At 66.3% G+C, this 17,310-nt stretch carries 17 protein-coding genes; 4 read left to right on the top strand and 13 right to left on the bottom strand.

The features are described 5' to 3' along the window. Positions 1-24 precede the first annotated feature (24 nt). A complete protein-coding gene (locus J2X45_RS01820) occupies positions 25-1,254 on the top strand; it encodes a hypothetical protein (protein ID WP_310210530.1) in 1,230 nt (409 codons plus the stop codon). A 108-nt stretch (positions 1,255-1,362) separates the two neighbouring features. On the opposite strand, the gene recN is transcribed toward J2X45_RS01820, so the two are convergent. The 9 genes from recN to yajC form a co-directional block, all read right to left on the bottom strand. Then, a complete protein-coding gene (recN, locus tag J2X45_RS01815) occupies positions 1,363-3,069 on the bottom strand; it encodes a DNA repair protein RecN (protein ID WP_310210528.1) in 1,707 nt (568 codons plus the stop codon). Positions 3,070-3,151: 82 nt separating this feature from the next. Beyond that, the gene (locus tag J2X45_RS01810; RefSeq protein WP_310210524.1) at positions 3,152-4,069 is read right to left on the bottom strand and encodes an outer membrane protein assembly factor BamD; all 918 of its coding nucleotides are present in this window, start codon (positions 4,067-4,069) and stop codon (positions 3,152-3,154) included. 112 nt (positions 4,070-4,181) lie between these two features. After that, positions 4,182-5,078, bottom strand: a complete 897-nt coding sequence (gene lpxC / locus J2X45_RS01805) for a UDP-3-O-acyl-N-acetylglucosamine deacetylase (RefSeq protein ID WP_310210522.1) — start codon at positions 5,076-5,078, stop codon at positions 4,182-4,184. 290 nt (positions 5,079-5,368) lie between these two features. Beyond that, positions 5,369-6,082: a squalene/phytoene synthase family protein gene (locus J2X45_RS01800; protein ID WP_310210519.1), complete on the bottom strand. Its 714-nt coding sequence runs from the start codon at positions 6,080-6,082 to the stop codon at positions 5,369-5,371. A gap of 70 nt (positions 6,083-6,152) precedes the next feature. Further along, positions 6,153-6,767, bottom strand: coding sequence for a urate hydroxylase PuuD (locus tag J2X45_RS01795; protein WP_096050955.1), 615 nt, complete (start codon positions 6,765-6,767; stop codon positions 6,153-6,155). A gap of 97 nt (positions 6,768-6,864) precedes the next feature. Further along, positions 6,865-7,218, bottom strand: a complete 354-nt coding sequence (locus J2X45_RS01790; protein ID WP_310210515.1) for an MTH938/NDUFAF3 family protein — start codon at positions 7,216-7,218, stop codon at positions 6,865-6,867. Next, the gene (gene secF, locus J2X45_RS01785; RefSeq protein WP_310210512.1) at positions 7,218-8,183 is read right to left on the bottom strand and encodes a protein translocase subunit SecF; all 966 of its coding nucleotides are present in this window, start codon (positions 8,181-8,183) and stop codon (positions 7,218-7,220) included. The genes J2X45_RS01790 and secF overlap by 1 nt, the downstream gene beginning before the upstream one ends. Next, entirely contained in the window at positions 8,184-9,782 is a 1,599-nt protein-coding gene (gene secD, locus J2X45_RS01780; protein WP_310210509.1) for a protein translocase subunit SecD, read from the bottom strand. A gap of 156 nt (positions 9,783-9,938) precedes the next feature. Beyond that, the gene (gene yajC / locus J2X45_RS01775; RefSeq protein WP_310210506.1) at positions 9,939-10,250 is read right to left on the bottom strand and encodes a preprotein translocase subunit YajC; all 312 of its coding nucleotides are present in this window, start codon (positions 10,248-10,250) and stop codon (positions 9,939-9,941) included. A 117-nt stretch (positions 10,251-10,367) separates the two neighbouring features. On the opposite strand from yajC, the gene J2X45_RS01770 reads away from it, so the two are divergent. The 3 genes from J2X45_RS01770 (at position 10,368) to J2X45_RS01760 (ending at position 12,362) form a co-directional block, all read left to right on the top strand. Further along, on the top strand, positions 10,368-11,207 hold the full coding sequence (locus tag J2X45_RS01770) for an ATP-binding protein (RefSeq protein ID WP_310210502.1): 840 nt from the start codon (positions 10,368-10,370) through the stop codon (positions 11,205-11,207). Positions 11,208-11,286: 79 nt separating this feature from the next. Further along, the gene (locus J2X45_RS01765; RefSeq protein WP_310210499.1) at positions 11,287-11,886 is read left to right on the top strand and encodes an XRE family transcriptional regulator; all 600 of its coding nucleotides are present in this window, start codon (positions 11,287-11,289) and stop codon (positions 11,884-11,886) included. Positions 11,887-11,891: 5 nt separating this feature from the next. Further along, entirely contained in the window at positions 11,892-12,362 is a 471-nt protein-coding gene (locus J2X45_RS01760; RefSeq protein ID WP_310210497.1) for a GNAT family N-acetyltransferase, read from the top strand. Between the two features lie 45 nt (positions 12,363-12,407). Here the strand turns inward: J2X45_RS01760 and J2X45_RS01755 are convergent, their stop codons facing one another. The 4 genes from J2X45_RS01755 to serS form a co-directional block, all read right to left on the bottom strand. Beyond that, the gene (locus tag J2X45_RS01755) at positions 12,408-14,243 is read right to left on the bottom strand and encodes a LysM peptidoglycan-binding domain-containing protein (RefSeq protein WP_310210493.1); all 1,836 of its coding nucleotides are present in this window, start codon (positions 14,241-14,243) and stop codon (positions 12,408-12,410) included. 92 nt (positions 14,244-14,335) lie between these two features. After that, positions 14,336-15,004, bottom strand: a complete 669-nt coding sequence (locus J2X45_RS01750; protein WP_010919863.1) for a protein-L-isoaspartate(D-aspartate) O-methyltransferase — start codon at positions 15,002-15,004, stop codon at positions 14,336-14,338. Then, the gene (surE, locus tag J2X45_RS01745) at positions 15,001-15,792 is read right to left on the bottom strand and encodes a 5'/3'-nucleotidase SurE (protein ID WP_310210487.1); all 792 of its coding nucleotides are present in this window, start codon (positions 15,790-15,792) and stop codon (positions 15,001-15,003) included. The genes J2X45_RS01750 and surE overlap by 4 nt, the downstream gene beginning before the upstream one ends. Then, positions 15,789-17,084 (bottom strand): serine--tRNA ligase, encoded by a 1,296-nt coding sequence (gene serS / locus J2X45_RS01740; RefSeq protein ID WP_310210484.1) that lies wholly within the window; start codon positions 17,082-17,084, stop codon positions 15,789-15,791. The genes surE and serS overlap by 4 nt, the downstream gene beginning before the upstream one ends. Positions 17,085-17,310 lie beyond the last annotated feature (226 nt).

The raw sequence follows: 17,310 nt of genomic DNA, 5'->3' as shown, positions 1-17,310 counted from the left end.
AGGCGAATTATAAGCGTCAGGTCCATGCCCTTCGACACTCCAACTTCGAACGCGAGCGAACGCTTGGCCCTTCCGGCGCCGGTCATCCAGCGTCTGGCGGGCACGGATCTGGTCGCGCGCGGTTCGGTGAATGTCATCAGCATCAAGGCGATCCGCGCCTGGGCCGGCGAGTGGTGGAGCCATAAGCGCGCCGATGTCTGGACCTATGTCGAACGCAAGCTCCACGATCACCTGGACCGGCAGGATCTTCGCGCCCGTATTTCCGACAGCGAGTTCCTGATCGCGATGAACCAGGATCAGGGCCTCGCCGCGCAGGCGACCAGCGTCAAGATCCTTGAGGATGTGCTGACCCATCTCTTGGGCGCGGCCTCGTTGACGGACCTGGGGATCCGCTCGGTGATCGGCTTGGAGGACGGCGCGGCGGTCTGCCGACGTATCGACCCGGCGATCGTACTGGCGGCCCGTGCGCGACGCGACTCCGCGCGTTCCCCCGTCCGCATCGCAGTCGAACCGGCGGACGAGGCTCGGCGGACGCCCGTCGCCTTCACCACGGCGGGCGGCGCGGCCCTGCGGGTCGACTTCACGCTTGAGCACGTGGTCAGCCTTCGGCGCAATATCACTACCGCCGTGCGTATCGAGCCGATGGTCACCCATCTGGCGAGCGGTCGGCAAACCTCCGCCCGGACTTTGACCAAGCTGTCAGACCGCGACATCGCCTTCATCGACGAGTCGACCTTGAAGTACGCCGCCGTCTTCGCGCGGTCGGCGCAGGGGCCCAGCACCCCGGAGCTCATCCTGCCGGCCTCGTTCCGCACCCTGGGCACCCAGCGCGGCCGCGATCTGCTGACCGGCACGGCCGGGCTATCGCTCAGCCTGCTGCGCGGCGGCGTGATGATCGAGCTGGTGGATGTCACGCGCGGTACGCCCGCAGGGCGTCTTCTGGAGGTTGTTGGCCTATTGCGCGCGCTGACGCGCGGCGTCATCGCGCGGGTGCCTCCGGACAAGGAAGCCTTGCGCGTTCTGCGCGACGCTCGCCTGGCTGGTCTCGCGCTCGACGGATCGGATCTGTCAGGCGAGGCGGCCAAGATCGCCATGGACATCATGAACTTTGGCGGCAGTGCGCGTGGTCTTGCCCCCATGACTGTCTTGCAGGGCCTGCCCGCGGAAGGCTACTTCGCCGCCGCCGAGACAGCCGGTCTGACCCACGCCTCGCTGAGGGCCGCCTACCCGCTGGCCAAGCAGGCCGCGGCATAGAGCCTTTAGGCCAAAATCAGAATCGATTTTAGGCGTTAAAAACGCTTTAAATCAAATACTTAGAGCGTGAGAATAGCCGAAACCGGTTCCCAGTCTCGGCCTCACGCTCTACGCCTCGAGACTGAGCAGAGCCCGCGCGGCGGCGCGAGCGGCTTGGGTCACCTCAGCGCCTGACAGCATCCGGGCGATCTCTTCCTCCCGCTGGACGATGGTCAACGGTTCGACCTTGGTGCGCGTCGAGGTGTCGTCGCCCGACTTCGAGATCCGCCAGTGCGCGTCTCCCCGCGCGGCCACCTGGGCCGAGTGGGTGACCACCAGAACCTGGGCGTTGGCCGCCAGGCGCTTGAGACGAAGCCCCACCGCGTCAGCAACGGCGCCGCCGACGCCTTGGTCGACTTCATCAAAGATCATCAAGGGCTGGGGCCCGCCGCCGCGCCCCGCCAGCGCCGCCTTCAGCGCCAGGGCGAAGCGCGCAAGCTCCCCGCCCGAGGCGATGGCTTCCATCGGTCCGAACGGCGCGCCAGGATTGGTGGAGATCTCGAAGGCCACCCGGTCCAGTCCCGAAGGTCCGGCGCGGTCTTCGGCGAGCGACTCCAGCGCCACGCGGAACTTGGCCTTTTCGAGCTTCAGCGGCGCCAATTCGGCCTCGACGGCCTTGGCGAGCGCGTCGCCGGCCGCGCGGCGTTCGGCTGATAGCGCCTCGGCGGCATAGAGATAGGCCTCGCGCGCTTCGGCGGCCTCCTTGTCGGCCGCCTTCAGGGCGTCTTCGGAGGTCTCGATGGCCTGAAGGCGGGCGGAGAATTCCGCGCGCTTGGCGGGTAGGTCATCGACCAGCACGTTCAGCTTCCGCGCCATGCCGCGCAGCGCGAACAGTCGCTCCTCAGCCTTCTCCAGCCGATCTGGCTCGAACTCGAAAGTTTCGGCCACGGCGTCGATCGCGGCAGAGGCCTCCTGCGCCTCGACCAACGCCCGGTCCACCGCTTCGCAGGCGGCCGACAAACGGGTCATGGCCGCGCCCTCGGCGGGAGCGCCAGCTTGCAGCGCACGATCGCGAGCGCGTTCCAGAGCACGGTAGGCTTGCGCCAGGCGGCCGGACAGGTTGTCGCCGCCCAGCGCATCCTGAGCGGCGGCGATGTCAGCCATGGCCTTCTCGGCTGAGCTCAGCAGAGCCCGTTCCTCGGCCAAGCTGGCTTCCTCCCCCTCCCGCGGATCGAGACGATCCAGTTCGGAGAGCCGGAGCGTCAGCTCCTCGGTCTCGGCCGCCGCGCGGCCGGCCAGATCGCGAAGATCGTCGGCCTTGTCCCGCGCCGCGCGCCAGGCGCTCCACGCCGAAGCCACCGCGCCCAAGTTGACCGAACCGAACGCGTCAAGCAGGCCCCGATGGGTCTTGGGGTCCAGCAATCCGACGGTCTCGTGCTGACCATGCACTTCCAAAAGCAGCGCGCCGAGGTCCTTGAGCACGCCCACGCTGGTGGCCTGATCGTTGACGAAGGCGCGCGAGCGGCCATCGGGGGACAACTGTCGGCGTAGCACAAGGTCTTCGTCGCGCGCGTAGGACAGGCCCTTTTCGTCGAGATAGGCGAAGGCGGGATGGTCGGCGGGCAACGCGAAGATCGCGGTGGCCGAGGCGTGCCCGGTAGCCCCTCGGCGAACCAGCCCTGCGTCGGCCCGTGCGCCGGTCGCCAGGCCAAGAGCGTCGAGGATGATCGACTTGCCCGCGCCGGTTTCACCGGTCAGCGCCGTCAGACCTTCGCCGATGGCGAGGTCCAGGCTCTCGATAAGCACGACGTCACGGATGGATAGGCCGATCAGCATGGGCCGCAAGATCGCCGGGAATCAGGATTTTTCAAAGCGCAAAGGCGGAACGAAACGGGATCAACTGTGATCCCGCTGCGATCTACATGCCCAGCGGACCCAGCAGGCCCTTCTTGGACTTGCGCTCACCGGGAGGCGCCAGGGTCGTGCTCTTGTCCTTCGACAGGATACGCTCCAGCGCATTTCGCTTGGCGCCGGCCTTGAGAGGCTCGACCGCTGGGCGCAGACCGTTGTCGTTCAGCAGCTTGTAGGCGTCCGCGTACCAGCGATCCCCCGGGAAATTGTAGCCCAGGACCGCGCCGTTGCGCTTGGCTTCTTCCGCGAGACCGAGCGTCAGGTAGGATTCAACGAGGCGGAACAGTGCTTCGGGCGTATGCGAGGTCGTCTGGTGGCGCTCGATCACGGTCTTGAACCGGCCGATCGCCGCCAGCGTTTGGCCGTTCTTCAGATACCAACGCCCGATGGCCATTTCCTTGCCGGCCAGCTGGTCGTTGACCATGTCTATCTTCAGGCGGGCGTCGGTGGCGTATTCGGTGTTCGGGTACCGCTGAACAACGTCGCGCAATGCGGCCAGCGCCTGCTCGGTCGCGGCCTGGTCGCGGTTCACGTCGACGATCTGTTCGAAGTAGCAGATGGCCTTCAGATAGAAGGCGTATTGGGCCGACGGATTGCCCGGGTAGAGCGAGATGAATCGGTCAGCGTCACCGATCGCCTCGGCGTACTGATTGCCCATGTAGTGGGCGTAGCCCGTCATCAGGATCGAGCGGCGAGACCATTCCGAATAAGGATGCTGACGCTCGACTTCGCGGAAGTAGTCGACGGCCTCGTTCCAGTTGCCACGGTCCAGGCGATCCGCGCCGGTGGAATATAGCAGCTCAACGGGACGCTCTTCGTAGGCGAGGGTCGGCTTCTTGGCCTTGCCGGCGCAGCCCGCAACCGAGGCGGCCACGACGACAGCGGCGATAGTGACGGCCGAACGTCCCTGGAAAATACGAAGCACGGACTATCTCACCCTCGAAGCAAACGCGCGCCCCTGCGCCGTGCAAGGCTTCTACACCACGCCGCCGACGGCGCAAATGCGAAGGCCAGGCCCTGACGTTTCGGAAACGCTCCTAGACCGCTTCGGCAAGGACCGGCGCGAAGGCGCGCAGGCGCCAGGCGCGCGGCTGAGCCAGCAACGCTCGAACCACGGCGTTATTGAGGCCGTGGCCGGCCAGAACGCCTTCGAAACGGCCGATAATCGGCTTGCCCAGCACGTAGAGGTCGCCCACCGCGTCCAGCGCCTTGTGGCGGACGAACTCGTCCGGCCGGCGCAAACCCTCCGGGTTCAGAACGCGATCACCATCGATGACCACGGCGTTCTCCATCGAACCGCCGCGGGCGAGGCCGATTGCTCGCAGGGCCTCGACGTCGCGAACAAAGCCGAAGGTGCGGCAGTCGGACAGCTCAGCGCGGAACGAGTCCTCGTCCACCACCAGGTCCACGGCCTGACGACCGATCGCCTTGCTGGCGAAGGCGATCTCGAAGGCGACCTCGAAACGATCGGCCGGCAGCAGGCTGGCGCGCTTGTCGCCCTCCTCCACCGTGATCGGCGTGAGAATCTCGATGTACTGGCGCACCGCGTCCTGACGGCGACGGCCCGCGCGATCCAGAATCTGGACGAAGGGCTCGGACGAGCCGTCCATGATCGGCACTTCCGGACCGTCGACCTCGACGATGCAGTTGTCGATCGAGAGCGCGGCCAGAGCGGCCATCAGGTGCTCGATCGTCGAAACCCGCACGTCGTCGGCGTTGTTGATCACCGTGCCGAGCTGCGTCTGGCAAACGGCGTCAGCCGTGACCGGCACGCGGTTGTCGCGGTCATGCACATCGGTTCGCACAAAGACGATCCCCATGTCGGCGACCGCCGGGCGCACGGCGACGCGAACGTGCGCGCCCGTGTGCAGGCCGATCCCCGCGAAGATCACCGGTCCTGCGACCGTGTGCTGAAAATAACCCGAAGCCGACACTCGAGACCCTTATTGGCTAACGGACGACCTTGCAGCCGACCTTTCGCCCCCGCTTAGCATTTAGGTGCGACGCGGCGCCGCGGCAAAGCAAAGTCTGTTTCGGATTGTTACCACGTAAGACGCTGTATTTATTTCATTTTTATAACAGCGACGCGCAGCCCAAAACGTAACGCGGATCGACGATCAGCGCTCTGGCGACGCCTGGGCGGGGGAGTCGCCGCCACGGATCCAAGCGTCACCGTCATTGGATGTAACCCGTTCAGGCCAATCGGGTTTCACAACGGAGGCCATCAAACCTGGCCTGTCGCCGACGCAAAGGTCAGTCGCGCCTTCTTCTCGAGCTCGCCGATCTCCCGGCCGGACGTATAGACCCGCGCCAAGGCGGCCGGAGCGACGGCTGGGAACGCCGCCACGGGCAGGCGACGAAGCTCGGCGCGCGCGGCCCGCAACTGCGTCTCGACCCGCCGCCGGACATCCGCCTGGGTCCAGTCATGCGGCAAACGCGACCGCCCCGCCTGCTTCAGACGCCACAGGCCGGCGAGGCCCCACGCGCGCGCCGCGCCTTTGACGGTATGCGGATCAGTGTCGGGATCGAGCCGGCGCGCCGCCAGCACGGCCAGCGCGCCGGCGGTGCCGTCGATATAGGCCAGCACCGCCGCCTCGTCCTTCAGCGGCCCTTCGTCCAGATCCGAGAACCGCGCCTCGGCCAAGACGGCCAGAGCGTTGGCGTCAAAGCCGGACACGGCCAGGGCCTCGACATTGGGATGCTTGCGCGGCGGCTTGCCGGCGGCGATTTCTTCCATCGCCTCGCGCCACCAGGTCAGGCGGATCTCGCCCATCAGGGCGTTGGATACGCCGCCTGCGACACGGGCCAGCTCGTAGTTGAGACCGTAGAGTGCGATCACGTCCGCGCGCGCAGCGGAATCCGCGATGAAACGCGTCGCCAACCAGCGGTCAGGATCGACGCGGCGAACGAGGTCTTCGAGGGTCTCGGTGTCTGCCATGGGTCCGGAACGAAGAAGGCCCGCCGCGAGTCGCGACGGGCCCTCCCCTTACAGCATTTTCGCGCGGGATTTAGCCAAACAGCGTCTGGTTCATCGCCATGGTGGCCAGCATCGGGATGCTGAGCAGCGTGTTGGTGCGCGAGAACAGCATGGCGGTCTTGGCGGCCTTGGCCTTGGCGTCCGCGTCGGCCTCGACAATGCCCAGGGCGATCTTCTGGTTTGGCCAGATGAAGACCCAGACGTTGAAGAACATCACCGTCGCCAGCCACATGCCGGTGCCGATGAAGGTGAAGCCCATGTCGACGCCCGGGGTGTAGCCGCCGGCGAGGCCGAGGGTGAAGGCCTCAACGAGGTAGCCGCGGTTATAAGCCAACAGAACGCCCATCACCCACGTCGCCAGGGCGGCCCAGCGGAACCAGAATAGCGCTTCGGGCGCGATGTATTTGCTGACCGCCGGCTTCAGCTCGGCCGGGATCTGCGGCATCACGCGGATCTGCACGAAGTTGAAATAGTAGAGCAGCCCGATCCACAGGATGCCGAACAGCACGTGCAGCCAGCGGAAGATGGCTTGGAAGTACGTGGCGTCGTGGCCATGCGGGCTGTGGCCGTAGCCAATGACGATCACCAAGGCCAGCACGAAGCTGACGATGATCGTGTTGCGGAAGTTCGAAAGCAGTCCAGTCATCGGTTTCCCCCTCGGATCCCATTTCCCTTAAGGGGACCATAGGGATGTTTGGGAGTCGGGCAAAGCCGCCATACCCGAGGGATGAAATCGCAAGCGGCTAGACCGCGATCAGCGCGGCCGCCAGCCTGCGGCCTTCGCTGGCCAGGACGTTGTACGTGCGCGCGGCGGCCTCGGTGCTCATGAACTCCAGCCCGACACCGGCGGCCTTGAGGGCGTCACGGACCGGGCGCGGCGGCAGGGCGTTGGCCAGACCAACGCCCAGAAGCACGAACTCCACCGCGCCGCCCGCCGCGAAGACCTCGGCGAACGAGTCCGGCGTCAACTCCGAGAGCGCCGTTGCAGCCCAGTCGCGCGGCTGATCATCAAGGATCAGCAGCGAACCGGGTCGCCAGACGCCGGCCACCCGAAAGCCGCCGCCGCCCCAGGCGTCGATGGACGGCGGCTGCCGCATCAGGGACGCGAGGCCGCGCCGAGCTTGATCGGCGTGGCTTCCTCCTCACCCCGCTTCACACCCCACAGCAGGATGATCGGCGCGCCGACATAGATCGACGAGTAGGTGCCGACCGCGATGCCGAAGATCATGACCACAGAGAAGCCGAACAAGGCGTCGCCGCCGAAAATCGCTAGGCCGGTCAGGGCCATGATCGCCGTGACGCCAGTGATGATGGTGCGCGAGACGATTTCGTTGATCGATAAGTCGATCACGTCCTTCAACGGCATCTTCTTGTACTTGCGTAGGTTCTCGCGCAGGCGGTCGAAGACCACGACGGTGTCGTTCATCGAATAGCCGATCACGGTCAGCAGCGCGGCCACGGTGTTGAGGCTGAACTCGATCTTGAACAGCACGATGAAGCCGAAGGTCAGGATCAGGTCGTGCAGCAGGCCAGCCACGGCGCCGAGGCCGAATTGCGGCTCGAAGCGGAACCAGATGTAGAGGAACATCAGACCAACGGCGAGCACCAGAGCGAGGACGCCGCTGCGGAACAGCTCGCCCGAGACCTTGGGGCCGACCGCCGACGGGTTGATGAACTGGACAGGGTCGCCCAGCGACTGCTTCAGAGCCGTCTTGACGTTGGTCAGGGTGACGCCAGGGTCGCCGCCGGCGGGCGTCTGAAACCGCACCAGGGCGCGATCAGGAGAGCCGAAGGATTGCACCTGCACGTCGCCGAGGCCCTGGGCTTCGAGCGTGCTGCGGACCTTGGTCAGATCGACCGCACGCGGGGCGGTCGAGACTTCCATGACGGAGCCGCCCTTGAAGTCGATGCCGAGGTTGAGCCCGGGCTTGAACACGCCGATCAGCGAGGCGACGACCAGGGTCGCGCTGATAAGCGCCATCAGGCGCGCGAACTTGACGAAGGTGAGGTTGGTTTTCTGCGGGAGCAGCTTGATTAGGGGCCAGGCCATGGGTGCGCTCACTCAGATCGGAAGTTTCTTGGGGCGGGCGGCGCGGAACCACCAGCCGATGAGAAGCTGGCTAACCAGCACGGAGGTGAACACCGAGGTGAACACGCCAATCGACAGGGTCCAGGCAAAGCCCCGGACAGGACCCGCGCCGAACGCGAACATGATGCCCGCCGCCACCAGGGTGGTGACGTTGGCGTCGATGATCGTGGTCATGGCGCGCGAGAAGCCCGCATCGGCCGCCATGATCGGCGATTTGCCAGCCCGGGCCTCGTCGCGCATCCGCTCATAGATCAGCACGTTGGCGTCCACGGCCACGGCCAGGGTCAGGATCAGACCGGCGATACCGGGCAGCGTCAGCGTCGCCTGGGTCAGCGACATCGCCGCCACGATCAGCATGCCGTTGATGATCAGCGCGATCACCGAGATACCGCCGAACAGCAGGCCGTAGCTGAGGATCATGAAGACGACGATGGTGATGAAGGCCACGAGGGTGGAGACCGCGCCGGCGCGCACGGCGTCCGCGCCCAGTTCGGCGCCGACGGTGTTCTGTTGCTCGACCTTCAAAGGCGCGGGAAGCGCGCCCGAGCGCAGCAGAAGAGCCAGGTCCGAGGCGCTCTCGGCCGTGAACGAGCCGGTGATGATGCCGCTGCCGCCCAGGATGGCGCCGTTGATGGTCGGCGCCGAGATGATCCGGCCGTCCAGAACGATGGCGAAGCGCTTGCCAACATTGCGGGCGGTGGCGTCGCCGAACTTGCGCGAGCCCGCGCCGTTGAACTTGAACGACACGGCGGGCGCGCCGCGATCGTCGAAGCTCTGGCGGGAGTCGACCAGCTCGTCACCCGACACCAGGGCGCGCTTACGCACCACATAGGCGGCTTGGTAGCGGTCGTCGCTGGGCAGGGCCTCCGAGCCGGGCGGGATACGGCCGGCGGCGATGTCTTCGGGCGTGACCGAGTCGTCGACCATCTGGAACGTCAGCTTGGCGGTCTTGCCGACCACGGCCTTGAGTCGCTCAGGATCGCTTTCGCCGGCGGCCTGGATCACGATGCGATCGGCGCCTTGGCGGGTGATGTTGGGCTCCTTGGTGCCCAAGGTGTCGATGCGTCGACGAATGGTCTCGATGCTCTGATCGACGGCCATCGACGCATCCTGCGCCGCAGCTTCCGGTACGAAGGACAGTTCAAGGCGCTGATCGTCGCGCTTGTTGACGTTGACATCGCGGCCGCTGACCGAGCGGGCGAAGGGCGAACCGACCGAGCGGCGCAGCAGGCTGGCGGCCTCGTCGACCTTGGCCGCATCTGCGATCCGCAGACGAACCGTACCGTTCACCTCGGCCAATTCGCCGAATGTGATCTGTTCGCCTCGCAGAACGGTGCGCACATCTTCGACGAGGTTCTTCAGGCGCTCCTTGCGCAGAGCGTCGGTGTCGACCTCGTACATCAGGTACGAACCGCCCTGCAGGTCGAGGCCGAGGTTCAGCTTCTGCTTGGGCAGCCAGCCCGGGAAGCTATCCAGCGTCTTCTGCGGCAGGAGATTGGGCAAGGTGAAGAGAATGCCGAAGATCACCGAGAGGGTGACCAAGACAATCTTCCAGCGAGACAGTGTCAGCATGGATAAAAGCTCGGATCGACGCCGTTGGACGCCTGGATTTGCGCTGGGATCCGGTCGTCAGGCGATGAACGCCCGACGCCGAAAACCCAGATCAACATGTTCGGAGCCCGTTGGATGGACATCCGAACCGATGGTTACGACGCGCGGAACGTCTGACTAGTTCTTGGCGTCGTTGGCGGCGGCCGGTTCGCCCTTGGCGCGGACTTCGGCGATCATGCCCTTCACGACCTTGACGGTCACGCCCGTGGCGATCTCGACGCCCACTTCACGGTCTTCGACCCGGACGATCTTGCCGATCATGCCGCTGGACAGCACGACGGTGTCGTTGCGCTTCAGGTTGTTGAGCATGTTCATATGCTCTTTCTGGCGCTTCTGCTGCGGACGGATCAGCATGAAGTAGAACAGCACGACCATCAGGATGATGGGCAGGATGTTCATCAGGGTCGCCGTGGTGGAACCGGTGGGCATGGTCTCTCCAAAAAATCCGAATACGCGCCGCCTAAAATAGGGTCGCGCCAAGTCGGCGGAAGCTATGCGTTCGCCTTATCTTTTGCAATGCGAGCGCGTGAGGGTATGGAGCCACACATGACCGACGCGATCGCTCCCCTCCTCGCCCGCATCGCCGACGCCCTGGAACGCTTGGCGCCGCCCGCCCCCCGAGCGCCGGATTTCAGTGGCGCACGCCTATTCCGACACGAGCCCGCGAGCGGCGCGTTTGTCGCCGCGCAGGACTATCCGTTGTCGCTAGACCTCCTGGTCGGGATTGACCGCCAGAAGGCGCGGTTCGTCGAGAACCTTCGGCGCTTCGCCGAAGGCCTGCCCAGCAATCATGTCCTGCTGTGGGGCGTGCGGGGCACTGGCAAGAGCTCGGTGACCAAGGCCGCGTTCATGGCCATGGCCGAGACCCATCCAGACCTCAAGCTGGTCGAGGTCGATCGCGACGAGGTGACCGCCCTTCCCCCGCTGTTCGATCTGCTGCGCGCCCGAGCGGAGCGGTTCGTCGTACTTTGCGACGACCTTTCGTTCGAGGACGGCGCGGCGGCGGCCAAGGCGCTGAAGTCGGCGCTGGAGGGCGGGGTCTCGGGTCCGCCAGAAAACGTGCTGTTCGTGGCCACGTCCAACCGTCGTCACCTGATGCCGCGCGACCACGTCGAAAGCCAGGGCGCTATCGCGGCGGCCGAGAACGCCGAGGAGGAGATGAGCGTCTCTGACCGCTTCGGCCTGTGGATCGGCTTTCCGCCCATGGACCAGGCGACGTACCTGCAGGCGATCCGTGCCTACGCTGAGCGGTTCGGCCTCGACGCCGCCGATCTGGATCGGCGCGCCCTTCAGTGGTCACAGATGCGCGGTGGACGCTCGGGCCGCGTGGCCTGGCAGTTCGTCCGTGATCTGTCCGGAGAGCTTGGAGTCGCGTTGCCGAGCTAGGCCCGAGCCGAGACCAGGCTTGCAATCCAATCATTTTTGAGAAAATTTCTCCTCTGCGAGAAAAGCAGACGAGAGCGCCGTGCCTTCCCCGGACGCCGATACGACCGCTGACCTAGCCCTGGCCGCCCGACTTGAGGCCTTGCGACGGGAGCGCGACCTGTCTCTGGACGCGGCTGCGGCTCTCACGCGGCTCAGCCGGGCGACGATCTCGCGCATCGAGCGGGGTGAGACCAGCCCCACGGCCAACGCGCTGGGACGGCTGTGTAACGCCTATGGTCTGACGATGTCGCGCTTGTTGGCGGCGGTCGAGACGAACGCGCCGCGCCTGTTGCGAAGCGACGAGGCCGCATGCTGGCGCGATCCAGGCAGCGGATTTCTACGCACCCTGATCGCGCCGCCCACCGAGGGCTACGCCACCGAGCTGGCGCTGGGCGAACTGCCGGCTGGGGCCGAGATCCGTTACACGCTCGATCAACCACAGCGCGGCGGATGCGCGCCGGCCGGGCGCGAACAGTTCTTCTATCTATTCGAAGGGGAGCTAAGCCTCGACATCGAGGCCGAAACCTATCGGCTCGGCCCTGGCGACTGCCTGCGCCATCAGGGCGTCGACGCCAAGCGGATCGCCAATCCCGGGTCTATTCCCGCCCGCTACCTGATCATCAACACCACGACGGTCTAGATCCCATGACCAAGCCGCAGCTGCGCATCATCGCCGGCGACTTCGACGACCCCCGTGTCATCGCCCTGCTGGCTCACCACTTCTCGACCATGCGCTCGACCGGCCCGGAAGAGAGCTGTCACGTCATGCCGCGGGACGCCATGCGCCAGGCGGATCTCGACTTCTTCGCGGCTTGGGACGGCGACACCCTGGCCGGGTTCGGCGCGGTCAAGCGGCTGGGCGACGGCCACGGGGAGGTCAAGTCCATGCATACCGCCGCAGCGCGGCGGGGCCAGGGCGTGGGTCAGGCGGTGCTGGACCACCTCGTCGCGCACGCGCGCGCCCTGGGTCTGCGGCGCCTCAGCCTCGAGACCGGAGCCGGCGATTTCTTTGTTCCCGCTCGGGCGATGTATGCTCGCAATGGCTTCGAGACCTGCGAGCCCTTTGGCGACTACAAGCCGGATCCCAACAGTGTCTTCATGACGCGAACGCTTTGAGGGCGCAAAGAAAAGGCCCGCTTCAACGAAGCGGGCCCATTCTTATCAGCGCGGCAGCACCAGTCCGGGATCAACCGGCTTGGCCTTGTCCTTCACCGTCGGCGCATAGCGCATTTCAAAGTGCAGCTGCGGCTCGTTGACCCCGCCGGTGGCCCCAACGGTGCCCAGCTGTTCGCCCTGCTTGACCTGCTGGCGCATCTTCACATTGGTGCTGGAGAGGTGGGCGTAGGCCGTCACCCAGCCGTCGGCGTGCTTGACCAGCACCAGGTTGCCGAAGGTCGGAACCTGATTGCCAGCGTAGGCGATCTCGCCGTCGGCCGACGACAGCACCGGCGTGCCCTGCGGCGCACGGATGTTGAGGCCGTCATTGCGCTGCCCCGTACCCTTCACGCCAAAGGTCGAGATGATCTCGCCCCGCAGCGGCCAGGCGAACTTGCCCTTGCCCGAGGCGATGATCTCGGCCTCGGTCGGCGCGGCGGCGGTCTCGATGATCGGCCGGGTATTGGCTGGCGGCGTGATCGGCTGGGCGGCGACCGGCGCGCTCGGGCGCGTGGCGCCGCCGCTGGCCGTGTAGGGGATGGGGCTGGACGGCGTGGCGGGCGCCGGCGAGGACATCGCGCTGCTGTCCACGCGAGCGTAGGTGTTGGCCGGCGGCGTGGTCGGACGAGTGGCCCCGACGCTGGTGGTCGTGGTTTTGATCGGGCCCTTGTCGCGGAAACCGTCGGGCAGCGCGATCTTCTGGCCCTTCTTCAGCGAAGCCGTGGCCCGCAGATTGTTCTCGGCGGCCAGGGCCTTGACGCTGACGTTGAAGCGCTTGGCGATCTCCCCGAGCGTATCGCCGGTCTGGACCGAGTAGGCCTTCTGCGTCGTGGCGGGCCCCTTGATCTTCGCGCCCAGCTTCAGCGGCTTGTCGGGATCAAGCTTGTTGGCGTCGGCCAGCTCGCTGACAGTCATGTCGAATTTGCGGGCGATCGCGGTGAGGGTGTCCCCCGACTTGACGGTGTGAACCTGCCGCGGCCCCGCCACGGTGACGACCGCGCCGGTCACGCTCAGGGTCGTTGTACTGGTGGTCGCCGCCTCTCGGGTCTCAGTCGAGACCGGCTGGCGCGCAGGCGTCGCGGCCGGGGTCGAAGGACGCTGCGCAGCCGGCGTCGGCGTCGCTTCGGCGACCGTTGCGGCAGGCGTTCCGGGGATCACCTGGGTGGTCTTGATCGGACCCTTATCCTTGAAACCATCCGGCAGAAGCAGCTTCTGCCCCTTCTTGATGGCCGAACCGGCCTTCAGATCGTTCTCTTCGGCCAAGGCGGCCGCGGTGACGTTGAAGCGCTTGGCGATCGCGAACATCGTGTCGCCGGTCTGCACCACATAGGCCTTGGCGGTCGTGGCGGGCCCCTTGATCTTCTGGCCCAGCTTCAGGCGGTAAGGCGGCTCCAGGTCGTTCAGCTTGACCAGTTCGGCGCGGGTCGAACCCATGCCGCGCGCGATGGCGTCCAGCGCGTCGCCGGATTCGACGATCCGAACCTGCGGCTTGCCGGCGACCTCGACGACGGGGCCGGTGACGGTGGTGGTCACCACGGTCTTGGGCGGCGTGGCGCGCAACACAGGCTGCGGCGCCGGCGCGGCGGCCTGGGCCGGCGGCGGAGGAAGCTCGGACTGAGCAACGGCCGCGAGGGGCTGGGTGGCGATCGGCGTCGGGCGCGGCAGGGTCTCGGCCTCGCCGGCCGGGGCCTGCATCGTTTCACCGGGCGGCGGCGCGGCCGGCTGGGTGATCGGGAAGTTCGGCGTGAAGCGCTGCCCCGCCTGACCGCTGGCGAGCGCAGGAGCGCCGAGTGTTCCAGCCGTCAGGGCGATCACCGCCGCTTGCGTCCACAACTGCCTCATAGCGTCTCCTTTCCCGTCGGAGCTCCAAAGGGCTCCGCCAGGGTAAACCAACCTTTAACATCCCGAGACGCGACGAACGCGTCCCCAGAAACTCACTGATCCTTGGCGACGCCGGCCAGCAGGGGCACGAAGCGCACGTCACAAAGAATCTCGACCCGGAAGCCCCCCTTGCCATCCCCGGCGTAGCGCCGAAGGCTCTGGACAGGCCCCTTCCCGACCGGCGCGACCAGCACGCCGTTCGGCTTCAGCTGCGAGAGCAGCCTCTTGGGATCATCTTCCGCCGCGGCCGTGACCATAATGCGGTCGAACGGCGCCTGTTCGGCCCATCCTTCGCCGCCATCGCCAAACTTGGTGATGACATTGGTCAAGCCCAACGTGTTGAAGCGCGCCTCGGCCTCCTTCATCAGCGTCCGATAGCGCTCGATCGTATAGACGAGCCGCGACACCTTGCTGAGGATCGTCGTCTGGTAGCCCGAGCCGGTGCCAATCTCCAGCACGCGCGAACGCGGCTCGACCGTCAGGGCCTGGGTCATCAGGCCGACGATATACGGCTGGCTGATGGTCTGGCCGCAGGCGATCGGCAGCGCGGAGTCTTCCCACGAGCGATCCTTGAAGAGGTCCGGCGTGAACAGGTCGCGCGGCGTGGTCTCGATGGCCTTGAGCACCTGGGGATCGGTGACGCCCTGGTCGCGCAACGCCTTCATCAGGCGTGGCAGGTCGGCCTTGGCGTTCTCGGCGGCCTTCGTCGTCCCTCCGCTCATGCGCCCACCTTCTTGGGCGGCGCGCCGCCCAGCACGCCCTTCAGCGCATGGACAGTCTCATTGTGCGTCAGGTCGATGTGCAGCGGCGTGACGGAAATCCGTCCCTCATAAATGGCCCGCAGGTCGGTGCCCTCCGCCGGCTGGGACGCCTTGGCCGTAAAGCCCATCCAGTAATAGTCGCGGCCGCGCAGGTCGGTGCGCTTGTCCATGTGGCGCATATGGCCATCGCGGAAACCCTGACGCGTGACCTCGACCGCCTTGACGTCCTCCGGCGGCAGCGCGGGGAAGTTGACGTTCATGACCACGTCAGCCGGCCAGCCCACTTCCAGGAGACGCTGGATAATGCCGGGCGCGAAGGCCTCGGCCGTCTCCCAGTGGGCGACGATCTCGTCGTGGAAGTAGTTCATCGACTGCGAGAGGGCGATCGACGGGATGCCCATCGCCATGCCCTCGATCGCCCCGGCCACCGTGCCCGACAGCGTCACATCCTCGGCGATGTTCTGGCCCCGATTGACGCCGGACAGGACGAGATCAGGCCTGCCGCCCTCGATCAGGTGCTGCACCGCCATCATCACGCAATCGGTCGGCGTGCCCTCGACGGCGAAGCGGCGCGGGTCGAGCCTTCGCACGCGGATCGGATCGGCCAGGGTCAGGGCGCGACTGGCGCCCGATTGTTCGTACTCCGGCGCACAGATCCAGACATCGTCGGTCAGGGCGCGCGCGATCTTCTCCAGAGCCACAAGGCCCGGCGCGTGGATGCCGTCGTCGTTTGTGAGGAGAATCCTCACGCTGCGCCCCCGATGTGCGTCACGCCGCCCATGTAGGGCTGCAGCGCCGCCGGGATGTGGATGCGACCGCCCTCGTCCTGATAGTTCTCGAGCACCGCCACCAGCGTGCGGCCGACCGCCAAGCCTGAACCGTTCAGGGTGTGCACGAAGTGGCCGCCCTTCTCGCCGGTCTTGCGGTAGCGGGCGTCCATGCGGCGGGCCTGGAAGTCGCCGCAGTTCGAGCACGAGCTGATTTCGCGATACATGTTCTGCGAGGGCAACCAGACCTCGAGGTCGTAGGTCTTCTTGGCGCCAAAGCCCATGTCGCCGGTGCACAGCAGCATGGTGCGGAACTGCAACTCCAGCTTCTTGAGCACGGTCTCGGCGCACTCGACCATGCGCTGGTGCTCGGCCTCGGACTGGTCGGGTGTGGTGATCGAGACGAGCTCGACCTTGTAGAACTGGTGCTGGCGGATCATGCCGCGGGTGTCGCGGCCAGCCGAACCGGCCTCGGCGCGGAACGACGGCGTCAACGCGGTCAGGCGCATCGGCAGCTCTTCTTCGGCGATGAGCTGCTCGCGGACGATGTTGGTGAGGGAGACCTCGGCGGTCGGGATCAGCCAGCGCTCATCCGTCGTGTGGAAAAGGTCGTCGGCGAACTTCGGCAGCTGCCCCGTACCGAACAGCGCCTCGTCCTTCACCAGGAGGGGCGGGCTGACCTCGGTATAGCCGTGCTCGACCGTCTGAAGGTCCAGCATGAACTGGCCGATGGCGCGCTCCAGGCGGGCGATCTCCTTCTTGAGGACGACGAAGCGCGCGCCGCTCATGCGGGCGGCGGCCTCGAAGTCCATGCCGCCGAGGGCGGCGCCGAGGTCCACGTGATCCTTGGGCGCGTTCAGCTTGCCGGCCGGCAGAGCCTTGGCGTCGCCCCAGCTACGCTGCTCGACATTGCCGTGCTCGTCCTCGCCTGCGGGAACTTCCGGCGCGGGGATGTTGGGCAGGCTGGCCAGCAGGTCGCGCAGCTTGCCGCCGGCGACGCCTTCAGCCTCGGCGGCGGCGGCCATGACGCCCTTTAGCGACTCGACCTCGGCCATCAAGCGCTGGGCTTCGGCCTCGTCCTTCTTGGCCTTGGCCATGCCGATCAGCTTGGAGCTTTCGTTCCGCTTGGCCTGGGCCTCCTGCAGCGTCGTCTGGGCCGCGCGCAGCTCGGCGTCGAGACGCACGGCTTCGTCAGCCGCACCCGAGCGGCCCTTGGCTGACCAGTGGCGGTCGTAGGCGGCGGGATTTTCGCGGATGGCCTTGATGTCGTGCATCGAACGCTAGCTCGGGAAGAACGTTAAGAACGCTCTCTCTAAGGCGCGTCGGCGGGGGCGCCAAGCTTTCCGGGCGATGGCGCGCCGTCCCAACGGCTTCGTGATCCCGAAGAGTCGAGACCGCACAGACGTTTCATTGCGGAAAATCTCGAATTCGAGCGACGTGCGACCGGATGACGCACCGCGCGAGACAACACCAAACCCCACAAAACATGGATTTTAGAAG

The organism is Caulobacter sp. BE264 (genome assembly GCF_031457805.1).
Lineage (GTDB): Bacteria > Pseudomonadota > Alphaproteobacteria > Caulobacterales > Caulobacteraceae > Caulobacter.
The sequence above is the reverse complement of the archived record's forward strand: the minus strand, read 5'-3'. Positions and strand labels throughout refer to the sequence as shown.

Coding starts and splice junctions, on each gene's coding strand:
- J2X45_RS01820 (WP_310210530.1), top strand. CDS start 25: ATGCCCTTCGACACTCCAACTTCGAACGCGAGCGAACGCTTGGCCCTT.
- recN (WP_310210528.1), bottom strand. CDS start 3,069: ATGCTGATCGGCCTATCCATCCGTGACGTCGTGCTTATCGAGAGCCTG.
- J2X45_RS01800 (WP_310210519.1), bottom strand. CDS start 6,082: ATGGCAGACACCGAGACCCTCGAAGACCTCGTTCGCCGCGTCGATCCT.
- J2X45_RS01795 (WP_096050955.1), bottom strand. CDS start 6,767: ATGACTGGACTGCTTTCGAACTTCCGCAACACGATCATCGTCAGCTTC.
- J2X45_RS01790 (WP_310210515.1), bottom strand. CDS start 7,218: ATGCGGCAGCCGCCGTCCATCGACGCCTGGGGCGGCGGCGGCTTTCGG.
- secD (WP_310210509.1), bottom strand. CDS start 9,782: ATGCTGACACTGTCTCGCTGGAAGATTGTCTTGGTCACCCTCTCGGTG.
- yajC (WP_310210506.1), bottom strand. CDS start 10,250: ATGCCCACCGGTTCCACCACGGCGACCCTGATGAACATCCTGCCCATC.
- J2X45_RS01770 (WP_310210502.1), top strand. CDS start 10,368: ATGACCGACGCGATCGCTCCCCTCCTCGCCCGCATCGCCGACGCCCTG.
- J2X45_RS01760 (WP_310210497.1), top strand. CDS start 11,892: ATGACCAAGCCGCAGCTGCGCATCATCGCCGGCGACTTCGACGACCCC.
- J2X45_RS01755 (WP_310210493.1), bottom strand. CDS start 14,243: ATGAGGCAGTTGTGGACGCAAGCGGCGGTGATCGCCCTGACGGCTGGA.
- J2X45_RS01750 (WP_010919863.1), bottom strand. CDS start 15,004: ATGAGCGGAGGGACGACGAAGGCCGCCGAGAACGCCAAGGCCGACCTG.
- serS (WP_310210484.1), bottom strand. CDS start 17,084: ATGCACGACATCAAGGCCATCCGCGAAAATCCCGCCGCCTACGACCGC.